12 protein-coding genes and 1 pseudogene are annotated in these 11,024 nt (G+C 68.5%); 8 read left to right on the top strand and 5 right to left on the bottom strand.

Annotated features, from left to right (window positions below):
- The first annotated feature begins 21 nt into the window (after nt 1–21).
- Complete coding sequence (locus tag ABZY91_RS14610; protein WP_355402447.1) at nt 22–630, top strand: hypothetical protein; 609 nt, start codon at nt 22–24, stop codon at nt 628–630.
- 722 nt (nt 631–1,352) lie between these two features.
- Here ABZY91_RS14610 and ABZY91_RS14615 read toward each other — a convergent pair.
- Nucleotides 1,353–1,553 (bottom strand): annotated as a pseudogene (locus tag ABZY91_RS14615) (transposase); the annotation flags it as partial.
- 39 nt (nt 1,554–1,592) lie between these two features.
- On the opposite strand from ABZY91_RS14615, the gene ABZY91_RS14620 reads away from it, so the two are divergent.
- The 4 genes from ABZY91_RS14620 to ABZY91_RS14635 all read left to right on the top strand — a co-directional run bounded on the left by ABZY91_RS14620 (nt 1,593) and on the right by ABZY91_RS14635 (nt 4,236).
- Nucleotides 1,593–2,216 (top strand): hypothetical protein, encoded by a 624-nt coding sequence (locus tag ABZY91_RS14620; RefSeq protein WP_355402449.1) that lies wholly within the window; start codon nt 1,593–1,595, stop codon nt 2,214–2,216.
- A gap of 137 nt (nt 2,217–2,353) precedes the next feature.
- Nucleotides 2,354–2,572, top strand: a complete 219-nt coding sequence (locus tag ABZY91_RS14625; protein WP_355402451.1) for a hypothetical protein — start codon at nt 2,354–2,356, stop codon at nt 2,570–2,572.
- A 423-nt stretch (nt 2,573–2,995) separates the two neighbouring features.
- A complete protein-coding gene (locus tag ABZY91_RS14630; RefSeq protein ID WP_355402453.1) occupies nt 2,996–3,322 on the top strand; it encodes a hypothetical protein in 327 nt (108 codons plus the stop codon).
- Between the two features lie 2 nt (nt 3,323–3,324).
- The gene (locus ABZY91_RS14635) at nt 3,325–4,236 is read left to right on the top strand and encodes a hypothetical protein (protein ID WP_355402455.1); all 912 of its coding nucleotides are present in this window, start codon (nt 3,325–3,327) and stop codon (nt 4,234–4,236) included.
- A gap of 34 nt (nt 4,237–4,270) precedes the next feature.
- Here ABZY91_RS14635 and ABZY91_RS14640 read toward each other — a convergent pair whose 3' ends face one another.
- Complete coding sequence (locus ABZY91_RS14640; RefSeq protein ID WP_355402457.1) at nt 4,271–5,389, bottom strand: IS630 family transposase; 1,119 nt, start codon at nt 5,387–5,389, stop codon at nt 4,271–4,273.
- Nucleotides 5,390–5,991: 602 nt separating this feature from the next.
- Here ABZY91_RS14640 and ABZY91_RS14645 point away from each other — a divergent pair.
- A complete protein-coding gene (locus ABZY91_RS14645) occupies nt 5,992–6,381 on the top strand; it encodes a hypothetical protein (protein ID WP_355402459.1) in 390 nt (129 codons plus the stop codon).
- A gap of 13 nt (nt 6,382–6,394) precedes the next feature.
- The gene (locus ABZY91_RS14650) at nt 6,395–6,568 is read left to right on the top strand and encodes a hypothetical protein (RefSeq protein ID WP_355402461.1); all 174 of its coding nucleotides are present in this window, start codon (nt 6,395–6,397) and stop codon (nt 6,566–6,568) included.
- On the opposite strand, the gene ABZY91_RS14655 is transcribed toward ABZY91_RS14650, so the two are convergent.
- Entirely contained in the window at nt 6,562–6,837 is a 276-nt protein-coding gene (locus tag ABZY91_RS14655) for a hypothetical protein (protein ID WP_355402463.1), read from the bottom strand. The genes ABZY91_RS14650 and ABZY91_RS14655 overlap by 7 nt on opposite strands.
- 255 nt (nt 6,838–7,092) lie before the next feature.
- Here ABZY91_RS14655 and ABZY91_RS14660 point away from each other — a divergent pair, with 255 nt between their 5' ends.
- Nucleotides 7,093–8,472 carry a hypothetical protein gene (locus tag ABZY91_RS14660; protein WP_355402465.1) on the top strand — a complete coding sequence of 460 codons (1,380 nt, stop codon included), beginning with the start codon at nt 7,093–7,095 and terminating at the stop codon, nt 8,470–8,472.
- A 380-nt stretch (nt 8,473–8,852) separates the two neighbouring features.
- Here ABZY91_RS14660 and ABZY91_RS14665 read toward each other — a convergent pair whose 3' ends face one another.
- Together ABZY91_RS14665 and ABZY91_RS14670 are read right to left on the bottom strand one after the other, a co-directional pair.
- On the bottom strand, nt 8,853–9,200 hold the full coding sequence (locus tag ABZY91_RS14665) for a helicase associated domain-containing protein (RefSeq protein WP_355402467.1): 348 nt from the start codon (nt 9,198–9,200) through the stop codon (nt 8,853–8,855).
- A gap of 655 nt (nt 9,201–9,855) precedes the next feature.
- Nucleotides 9,856–10,314: a hypothetical protein gene (locus ABZY91_RS14670; RefSeq protein WP_355402469.1), complete on the bottom strand. Its 459-nt coding sequence runs from the start codon at nt 10,312–10,314 to the stop codon at nt 9,856–9,858.
- Nucleotides 10,315–11,024: the final 710 nt, after the last annotated feature.

Raw genomic sequence — 11,024 nt, forward strand, 5'->3', positions numbered from 1 at the left:
ATTTCTCGTATTGCGTGTGGCGTGGCCGGCGTGGGGGCGATGGCCGTGATGGTCGCGCCGCAGGCCCAGGCGGGACCTGCGTCCGACGCGCCTTCGCTCGTCTCGGCGGCGGGGGCGACCCGGCTCCCGGCGGGTGCGGTGCCCGGTCACTGGACCGTCGACCGCCAGGTTCCCGCTCCGACGCTTCCCCAGGGGGCGCCCGCCACGAAGGCCGCGACGGTCCCGCAGACCCCGGGCACGGTTGACAGCGACATCACCCTGGAGGTCCGCGACGTGCGCTACGCGGGGCAGGTCTGCGGGACCGGAAGGGTCGACATGGTCACCGGCCCCGGTCCTATGACCCTGACGCTGACCCAGAGCAGGGCGATAGCGAGCACCTGGTCGGCGAGCGTGACGATCCCTGCCTGGAAGGTCTCCACCCAGGTCGGGTTCAGTGTGACCGACACAGCCACGCGCACCGAGGCCGGGGCGTACACCGTTCCGGCCGGCAAGTTCGGTTATCTGGAGGCCTACCCCCTGTACGACCTCTTCTACTACGACATCTACAGCCGTGCCGTCACCGACCACTGGGTCGGCAACGGCAGCGCGCAGCACCCGGTAGGGTACTGCTACAACCACTGGTCGAACTAGGGGAATTCATATGAGGCGCCCTCTCCGGTTCGCGGGCGCGACGGTTCTCCTGGCCGCCGCGGCCCTGGCGACGGCATGTACCGGTGACGGGGAGACAACCCCCCGAGAAGACGCCTCATGGGCCCTGGAGGGGCTGGCCGCCGTTCCGGCGGGCCAGCCCCTCCAGGGCAGTGTCGACGCACCTCCCGCCAAGGGCACCGCCAAGATCCTGGGCATCGCGAAAGTGGAGGGAACCGACGTGGTCCTCGCCGTCAGGAACGACATCTGCGAGGTCTCGTTCCTGACGGCCCGACCCGCCGGGGAGACGCCCACGGCTCACGGCTCTGTCGGATCGCAGCGTCCTTCCGGCAGCCTCCACTCGGACACTCACCAAGAATTTCCCGGCAACGTTCTCGCCGGAGAATACACCCAGGCGTCCACGCAAATTCCGCCGTTCACGTTCGTGGCCGTCGGATGCTCCGAAGAGGCAATGGCGGTGAGAATTGAGGGTGCGGGTGCCGCGGTTGAAGACGGAAGCAGGGCGGGGGACTCACTGAGAGTATGGCGGGACGGTCCGGACATGGTCCTGACTGTCGGGAATCCCGAGGCGATCCGCCGACCGGAACCCGGTCCCACCTCCTGAGGACACCAGGAACCGGACCGAGGGCACCCGCTCGACGCGGCGGGCGCCCTCGAGCCCGCCCCGACGAACCCTGCCTGCACCTCTGCGGCGATCGGAGTGCCGCGTTCTGCTGGGCACGGGCGAGCACGGCGACGGCCTGAACGAGCTCGCTGTCGGTGGGCAGCTGCCGGGGGGCGTCGGCGTCGGTGCGGAGAATGTTCGCCAGCGCCAGGGCGTCCAGGTGGTCCGACGTCTTGCGCGCGACGGTCCGGCGCTCGCGGTAGCGCGCGGAGGCCGTGGGGTTGATCGCGTACACAGGGCGGCCCGCACCACCACCGCACCCGCCCGCCAGGGGAGACCGATGAACCACCGCACCGCACCGGCCCTGCTCGCGGCCCTCGCGGGCCTGACCGTCCTGACCGCCTGCACGAACGACCAGCCCGCCGACAAGGCCCAACCCTCCCCGCAGACCGTCGCCTGCACGGCGCAGTACCACGCCCCGGAAAGCACGCTCCTGCGCCCGGAGAGCGTCTGGCCCCAGGCCCCCTACAGCCGGTCCGAGGCCTCGCTCACCCTGTCCGCGGGCTGCCCGAAGGCGCCCGCCGCCCCCTCCACCTCCTGCGACCCGGCGGAGTTCCCCTGGAGCGCCCCCGACGAGCTGCGGGCCGCCCGCCTGCGCGCGGCAGGCGTGGAGACCTGGGTCAAGTCGACGATCACCGGCGGCGGCGCCGGCCAGAGCCTCACCCAGCAGGTGCTCGAACTCGCTCCGGACCAGGCGTCCGCAGCGCTGAACCGCTTCCGCGACCACCTTGTGCAGTGCGGCGCGACCGCCGTCACCGAGACCGACGGACATCCCCAGGTCCTCCTACTCGAGGACCAGGCCCGGCCGAAACTCCTCGTCGACCTCACGAACGACCGGATCACCGCACTCACCCCGACCGGAGAAGGGTGGACCAGGCAACAACTGCTGCAGATCCAGCACTGACCTGTCCCCGCAGAACGCGCTGCGCCGGGCTGACGTTCCGGCGCAGCGCAGACCTGGCGCTGTAGACCGGCCCCGGTACCCCCCGTGTTGCCGAACGAAAAGCCCCGACCGCCTTCCAGCGGCCGGGACTTCTCTAGGTGCGCGAGCTCTCGCGCGAATTCACCGACGAAATTCGGGAGAACCGGACGACCGACACCAACGACCACCGCAGCCCCGGCGGCGCGCCTGGCGCGCGGATGCCCGTCTTCCTCGATCTTGTCTCCGGCGGGCTGATGATCCCGGACCGCGGCGGTCGCGGCATTGCTGCGCACCTCCGTGAGCTGCGCCGAGGTGCGGAAGGCGTCCCGGCTCTGTGATCTACCTGTGGTCACGGTTTGATGTCGGGGGCAAACGGTTCGGCGATTTCCCCGCACTACATAGGAAGACGGAAAAACGCGGCTGGGGTGCCGACGTGCAGTCGGCACCCCAGCCATCTGCGAGGGCCCTTACGGCTCTGCGTGCCGGGGCTCCGACGCGGGGCTGGCTGCTGCAACAGCTGGCCCGATTCCCTGGTGCTGAGTAACCGACAAGCCTGGGTAGCCAGTCGTCAGCAACGATCGGGTCCTAGGTCGTTGATTGGCAAAGGGTGGCGGGACACGGATGTGTGATATGAATCAATAGGGAGGCTCATGGGTGCCCTGACCTGCGGTGATGTAAATCTTAGACAGGCCTAATACTCTCAAGTTTCCTCAAGGAAATGGGACGACTTGAATTAATGTCGCAATGGGAGGTTGACCGCCATGCCATTTGAGTGGCAATATCTGATCGTTCGTCAATACGGTCTGCAAACCGTGATGGACGCGCTGAGTAATCGACAAACCATGAAGGGAGTAGTCATGTCCAGAACCGTTTCTCGGCGCCCGCGGACGCGCCGAAGCGCGCTGCCGGCGGGTATCGCCGGTGTGGTGGTCGTCGTGATTGTGGTCCTCTCGTTCGTCCAGCCTCTCCTGCTGGCCAATCCGCTGCTGGTGGCGGCGGCGAAGTCCGCGGTCACGGTCGTGGTGACGGGCCTGATGATGCGGGTGCTGCACATCCGCAGCCGCCGGCGCCGGGTGCCGGGGCTGTAGCCGTGGCCGGCCGGAAGAAGGCCGGAGTCACCCCCGGGCTGGCGGAGGAGCTCTCGAAGTTCCTCCGCCGGCTCCGGCCGCGGCCCGGCGGTAGCGAGATCACCTACAGCGAGATGGCCGAGATCCTCGGGGGACGGCGGTACTGCTCTGCGGTCACGCTCTCCCGGGCGGACCAGGGAGGCGACCGGGTGCCCCGAGTCGAGACGGTCACTGGCTACGTGGTCGCCTGCGAGGGTACGCCCGACGACCTCCGCCACGCCCGTCGGCTGCTCAGCACCGCGCAGCGCAGCCGGCAGCGAGCCCTGACCGCCGAGGAGTTCGACGACCCGAAGCAGGGCGCGCGGGTCGCCCGGCAGCGACACCGGGCGGTGTCGCCCCATCCTGACTACATGCGCTCCCGTCTGGACTTCCAGCAGGGGCTCAAGGGCTACCGGGAGGAGAGCGGCGGGCTCTCAATGAGGGCTATCGCTGAGAACGCGCAGGCCGCCGACCTGCACATCACGAAGAGCACCGTGCACCGCATGCTCTCGCCCGAGGGGATGTTCCTCAGCTGGGAGAGCGTTGAGGCATTCCTGACCGGGTGTCGGCCGGCCCGGCTTCCCGACATGGATGCCTGGCGGCGGGCATGGCAGAGGGTCTTCGGCCAGGAGTGCCAGGACGAATTCCGGATCCGCGATATCCAGCCCATGCACAGCCTTCCGCCGAGGGCTGACATCCGAACCAACGTCGTATCCCATCACCCGATCGCGCCGACGGCTGAATGGCGCCGCCCTTCTGTGCTTCTCCGCGACGGCTCCCAGGATCCGAAGCGGGGACGGAAGGGATCCGGTCCCAGCGATCTCGTGGTGGCAGGGGTAATCAGCGGCGTGCTCGGCGCCACCGTCGGCGTGCTGACTTCCCTGGCCAAGGGCTAGTGCTGTGACCGCATTCGTTCACTGGGTTGCTTGATCACGCGGCGAGGACGGGCCTGCCGCCCCAGCGCAGACCCTTCTCACTGCGGATGCGGGCACGTTCCTTGCGCTGGGCGGCCAGGACGTCGGGATGGCGGGTGTTGGTGTTGCGCCAGCGCAGGTAGGCGTGCAGTGCACGGGTCTGGACAGTGTGGTTGGGGTGGTTGGAGTTGGCGAGGGTGAACTGCCGCAGCGGCCCGAAGTGCGCCTCGATCGGATTTGCCCAGGACGCACTGGTCGGGGTGAAGCACAGGTGGACGTTGTGCCTCTTCGCCCAGCTCAGGATCTTCCTGCCGTTGTGGGCGGAGAGGTTGTCCAGGATCACGTGGACCGGGGCTCCGTCCGGGCGCGCGGACCGGATCGACTTCAGCGCCGCGAGGGTGTTCAGGGTGCCCTTGCGACGGTGGTTGACGCCCCAGAGTTTGTCGTCGCCTGCGGAGTAGCAGCCGTGGAAGTAGGTGACGCCGTGGGTGCGGTGGTAGGTCGCCGGGAGCCGGCCGGGCCGGCCCTGTTCGGCCCACCCGCTGCCGGCGGTGGGCCGGATGCCGAGCGGGCCGAACTCGTCGAACGCGAACGTGCGGTCGGGGAAGCGGTCCAGGACGTACTCGATCCGCTCGATCTTGGTGTCGAATTCGGGGTCGGTGGACTCCTTCCACGTCCTGGTGCGCTGGAAGGTGACACCGCGCCGGGCGAGCAGGCAGCGCAGGGTCTCGCGGCCGATGCGGATCACCCGGCCGTGGACCCGCCGCAAGTAGGCGAGCAGTTTGCGGATCGACCAGCGGGTGAAGGGCTGCCCGAGCCGGGTCGGACGGGTGGTGGCCGTCTGGACGACGAAGTTCTCGTCGTCAGGACTGAGATGGCGGGGACGGCCTCCCGCCCACCGAGGGTCCAGGCAGGCCAGGCCGATCTCGTTGAACCGGTGGATCACGTCCCGCACCGTGTCCTCGTCCGCCTGGACCAGCTGGGCGATGACCGGGACCCGGTTGCCGCCCGCCGAGGCCAGCAGCATCATCGCCCGTCGGTAGCGCACCGTGTTCGTGCTGCCCCGCCGCACGATCCGCTGTAACTGCTGACCTTCCGGGTCCGTGAGTCTGCGAACCTTGACCGGCTCCGCCACCGGGCCCCCTTCCGAGCTGAACGTCTCACGACATCCAACCGGTCCAGGGCCCTCCGGTACCAACCCGGCGAACCTATGCGGTCACAGCACTAGCTCGGACCCGCCAGGCCATCAGCGATGGTCAGAGAGTCGCCCGGTGATTCTCACCAGCCCGACATACCTTCCTGCGCCCTGTCCTGGTGATGAGTGGTGTCGTGGGTGGGGGTGGGCGTTGGTCGATCGGGTGGGTCGCTGCGCTGTGCCTCGTCTCCGCGTCCGGCTGATGCCGGCCGGGCGGCAGCCTCGCCGGACACCGGACGCCGGAGCCGCGGCCTTCCTCACACGGCCCACCGCGCTCTTCGCGAACGTCATCCCGCCGTCCAGCGACACCACCGAGGACGCCGGACAGACGTCCACCGGTACCGGCCCGTCCGTGGTCCCCGCGACCAGGGCAGCCCTTCCCTGCGAGAACCCGCCGGGAACCAGCCGATCCACGAGGCACCCCCCAAGGCACCTCTGGATCCCTTCCCACAAAGGATCTTCCGTTCTTAGTCTTATCCCAGGCAAGAAGGAATGGGGTCCTGGTCGGAACCGTTCCTCCGAAGCGTATGGAGAATCTGCAAATGAAGCGCACTATATCCGGCATAATTTCTACTGCCCTGCTCGGCGGTATTCTCGCGACCGGCACTGCGGGTACAGCGTTCGCGACAGGCCAGTCCGCAGGGAGTCAAGCCGTCATAACTGAGGTCAAGGACGTATCCCCCATCGCCCAGGCCGACCCGGTCGGCGAGCGGCGGTCAATGTGCCTGTGGAAGCATGACAAGAACGACTGCGCATCCCTGCTGGTAAGCAAAAAGATGACTGACATGGTGAAAAATTGCCTTATCAAGGCTGGGATCGGCGGAGCAGGGGCATTTGTTATCGGCAAGTATGTCAGCAAGGATGTTGCCAAGGATATCGCAGCAAAGGTCGTCGGCGCTGGGGCGACAGCCTGCCTGTCATCCTTCTCGTAACGGCGAGCATGCAATGGCGATCAAGATAATTGCCACGCTCGTCTGGACTGCTGGGCTCATCGGGGTTGTCAAGCTGCTGAGCGGAAACGACTTGGCGCAGTACGCCGCCATCTTCATTCTGAGTGGCCTCTACGCCCTGCTGATAGACAAGCTGCCCTCACCAAGGAATCACGACGAGGGCTACTGATCCGAGCCAAGATGCGCACTCCAGCCCTCGGCCGGAAACCGGCCGGGGGCTGGAAGAAGTTCCTGGACAGCTTTCGTCAGCTGGTCGGCGCAATTGTCGCGGGCGGCGGTGAAGTCCGCCGGTGCGAGCGTGTAGAGATCGTCTGCGATCTGCTCGAAGGAGAGGCGGGGTGCGCAGGCCGGGGACGCGGTCCGGCCCCGGTAACTGATGTCGGGAACCGGCCGGTACTGGAACGCCGCGCCCCGCTGGCGGTGGGTCGAGATCCGCATCGCGGGCCGATGGCGCTCGGGCCGGGTGGAGTGCTGTCCACCGCCTCATGACGTTGCCCAGCCGCCGATGCGACGGGCAGGCGTCGACGTGGAGTCTGGGGACGCGGCCGGCAGGGGTGCCTCCCGTGTTGCCTTTCCGATTGTTCTTCCAGGTTTCCTCATGTTAGAAATCGTCACGACCTCTCAATTTCGCCGCCAGTGCATCCCGCAAGACACAACGGATCACGACTGCCCGCCCCTTAACCAGGTAATCGTATGAGAATCATCGAACCAGCACATGCGTGCCCGTCTATCCCGGAACATCCGTTGGTTGCACTGAGAGCCTCGACAGGCCTCTCACAGACCGCATACGCACAGCTGGTCGCCCGTACCCACGCCCAGCTCGGGTACGGATCGATGGCCGCGCGCAGGGAGAAGGTGTCCCGCTGGGAATCAGGCCGGATCACCCCTGAGTTCAGCGCCCAGCTCGCCATCGCCCATATTCACCGGATAGAGCGGGACGAGGTGCTGCGTCTGGGCTGGCCGCAATGGCTCGTGGCCGTCAACGGCGATCACGACCTCCTGGAACAGCCGTGGAGTCAGCACGGCGCCATCACCGCCGCCCGCCTCACGGCACGGATGGAAGACCCCAGCCCCGGACTGATCGCCACTGGACCGCACCTCACCAGACAGATCCGCGGCATCATCACGACACTGGTCGGACACCCGGGCCCACCCGAGCGCAGCGGTCCCCGCATCGCCCCCGAAGCCCTCGACTGGGCCGAGAGCCGCATCCATGCCCTTGAAGCACTTGAAGGCGGCAGCCCCATCACTCCGGATGCCCTCAACCTGAGTGCCCGCACCGAGCACCAGCTGATCGCCGCCTTCCTGACCCGCCACGGATACGACCGCACCACCGGCGCCCGACTGCTCACCCTCGCCGCCCGCACCGCAACCCTGTGCAGTTGGACCAGCGCAGCACTGGGCGAGGAACCCAGGGCCGAGCGCTACGCGCTGGCCGCTGTTCGAGCCGCCGCCGCTGCCGGGGCGCCCCGACTAACCGCTGCCTGCCTCGCGCTGCTCGCCAGCGGACACATGCGTTGCGGCCGGGCCCAGGACGCACTGTCCCTGCTCCAGGCGGTCAGAGCCTTCACCCCCCGCCCCACCCCCCGCCTGGCCGTCATCCTGCACTCCACTCAGGCCATCGCCCTCGGTGCGCGCGCGGAACCCACGGCGGCCCTGGCCTCCCTTCGACACGCCGAGCTATCCCTCGCGGTCTCCGCGGAATGGGACACGGAGGCAGATCCCTACGCCGGGAACATCGACGAGGAGTTCCTGACTCTCGCCAGCGGCTACGCCTGGCTGCGTCTGGGTCGGCCAGACCGCGCACTCCCGTGTTTCAGCAGCTTCCTCGACGATGGTCCCTCCTCGGATCGTCCCTCGACGCCCTACGACGCCATCCAGTTGTGCGCAGTCGCGGAGATCCAGGTGTCCAGCGGGCAGATCGAGGAAGCGGCAGCCACCCTGCGCCGCGCCATCGTCCGCACCGGCGGTCTGCCAGCGGGGCTTGCCACCCAGTTCCGGCGCCACCTGGCTGCCCACGCCGATACCGCGACCGTGCGAGAGTCCCTGGACTATCTGGCCGAAGGGCCTTGATCGCCGTCGGACGTGCCCTCGTTCTGTCCACGGTGACGGGCCTCGTGCCCGCGGATCGAGAGGAGGCCGGTTTTGACGTCCTTCTCCCACGGCAGGTGCTGACCAGATGGTTGCCCGGGAACGACGAGCCGGGTATCGCCAGGGATGGGCCGGACAGTAAGGAGAGTCGAAGATGATCCACTGCTCGTCGGTCACCTCCACCTCCCCTACTTGTGGTCGTTAACCTCAGTTTCCCACCTCGAACTGACAAGCCGACGCGGGCTGTAGAGACCGAAGACAAGCCGACTGCCCAACCTCGGAAGGCCATCACGCTGCCCAGGAGCATGACGGCCCTGCAACGTTGATTAGGGCCGAGAGCGTACCGCCGGGCAACAGACGCGCTACGCCCACTCCACGCCGTGCCCGGCGAGCTGCGCGAGCTGCCCCGGCGTCAGCTTCGCCCGCCGGCTCTTCTGGTTGTTGAGCCAGGTGCCCAGCGCGAAGTGCGACACCACCACCTGCTCCCCGCCCGGGCCGGCCTCCACGGTCTCCACCGGCTCCTTGTGCGGGCGGGGCACCCGCAGGTGCTGCTCGCGCTCGACGAACCGGGCGAGCGCGGCCAGGCCCTGAACGAACCTGTCGCCGCGGGACAACGTCGGCTTCGCCTCGGCCGCGGCCTTCGCGGCCACCAGCTCGAGGTTGGCCTCGATGCCGATCGCCGCCAGCAGGTCCCGCTGGTGCTCCTCCAAGTCCGGCCAGCCGGCCCGTTGGGGTCAGCAGGCCGCCTGGTAGGGGACCTCGGGGAGGTACCTGTCCCAGTCGACTTGTGGCAGTCCGCCGCCGACTCGTTCGCAGATGCCGGTGGCTACCTGGTCCGGGACCACCACGATCGTGCGTGCTGCCCGGCTGTTCCCGTCCCGGCCGCCGTCCGGCTGTCCCCGGAGCCGCCGCTCTCGGTGGCACCTCGGTGGCCACCGCCGGCCCCCCGCGACCGTCCCGGTCCCGGGGGGCTTCTGCTCCTGGCCACCGGGACCGGCCACCCCTTCCCCGCCGGGCGGCTGCGCCACCGCGGCCCGCTACTGCTTGGCGCCGCCCGCCCGCCCCTGCCCGCTGCGCGCCGGTCCGGCGCCGCCCGCCCCCGCTCGCGGGGCCGCCGCGCGCTGTACCGCACGGCTCTGGCCGCCGCTGCTCCCGGCCCACCACCGTCCGGCCACCGGCCCGGGGCCGGCGTGCTGTCGCTGCGTGGCCGCTGCCGGGGGCTGGAGCCGGCCCCGCACGCGCGGGGCCGACGTGAGGTCGTGCCGCCCGGATCGAGGACCTGGGCCGGGTTGGACGGTGCCTGCGGGGGCGGTGATCGATCAGGTGAACCCGGCATTCTTTAAGATCCCCGGCAGCATCAGGTACTCAGCAGACGTTCCGGTAGGGGACCTCGGGGAGGTAGGTCTTCCAGTCGGCTTGGGGTAGTCCGCCTCCGGCTCGTTCGCAGATGTCGGCGGCTTCCCGGTCCGGGGCCACCACGACCTCGTGGCCCGGGGCGTGCTCGGTGGCTGCGCGCAGGGTGTGGTCGTCGGGGCTGAAAGCCAGGGAGAGGGCGGCGCCGCCGGGCATTGGGATGGCAGGGCCGAGGGGTTGACGGGATGCGAGGTCCCACGTCCGCAGTGTGCCGTCGGCTCCTGCCGCGGCCAGGGTGCGGCCGTTGTGGGAGAAGGCCAGTGCGGTGATGGGGACGAACCCTCCTGTGGTGTTGGTGCGGAAGGTGCCGGGCAGCACACCCAGGTTCCGTTCGGCGGTGCCGTCCCAGAGTGTGACGCGGCCGGCTTCGTCGCCGGTGGCCAGGTATGTGCCGTCCGGGCTGAACGCCACAGTGTGGGTCGTGTTCTGGGTGAGTGCACGGGTGGTGGCCCGCCCTGACGGCAGGTCGGCTAACCGGTTGTGTGAGGTGACGAGAAGCTGTCCGTCCGGCCGGACGGCGAGTTGTTCTCCGCCGACGTCGGAGAACACCCGGGTCCGGACTCCACGGGACGGGTCCCAGACTTCCACGGTCTCGTCCGACGGTGCTCGCGACACCAGGAGTGATCGTCCGTCCGGCGTGAAGGTGATCCCATTGACAGGGGGAGCTGCCTCGATCGGCCTGCCGGTGGCATCTTGGTCCAGGTTCAGGGTCGTGGTCACGGAGCCGACGGAATCGTCCCAGATGGACACTGTGGCGCCTTGGTCCCATCTTCCCGGGAACGGGAAGGGGTCGAAGACGCTGTAGGCGAGTGCTCTCCCGTCGGGACGGAACGCCATGAGGACGGTGCAGGGCGAGGGGGTGCGGCGCTGCGGGGTGCAGGATTTGGCGGGAAGGTCAACGACGTGTCCTGCCCTGCGGAGATCGCGCAGTCGGAAGCGGTACATGCCGTCGCCTTCTGGCGGGGACAGTGTGGCGAGCGTGCCGCCGTCGGGGCTGAATGCGGCGGCCGCGATCGGCCGGCTCGTTGATGGTCTGCATGTTTTTGCCAGTTGAGGATCGTCATCGCAGTGTCAGCGGAATCTCTGTCTTGACCAGGCATCATGTGCTGACAGTGCTTGCA

The sequence above is a fragment of the Kitasatospora sp. NPDC002965 genome, assembly GCF_040611255.1.
Lineage (GTDB): Bacteria > Actinomycetota > Actinomycetes > Streptomycetales > Streptomycetaceae > Kitasatospora.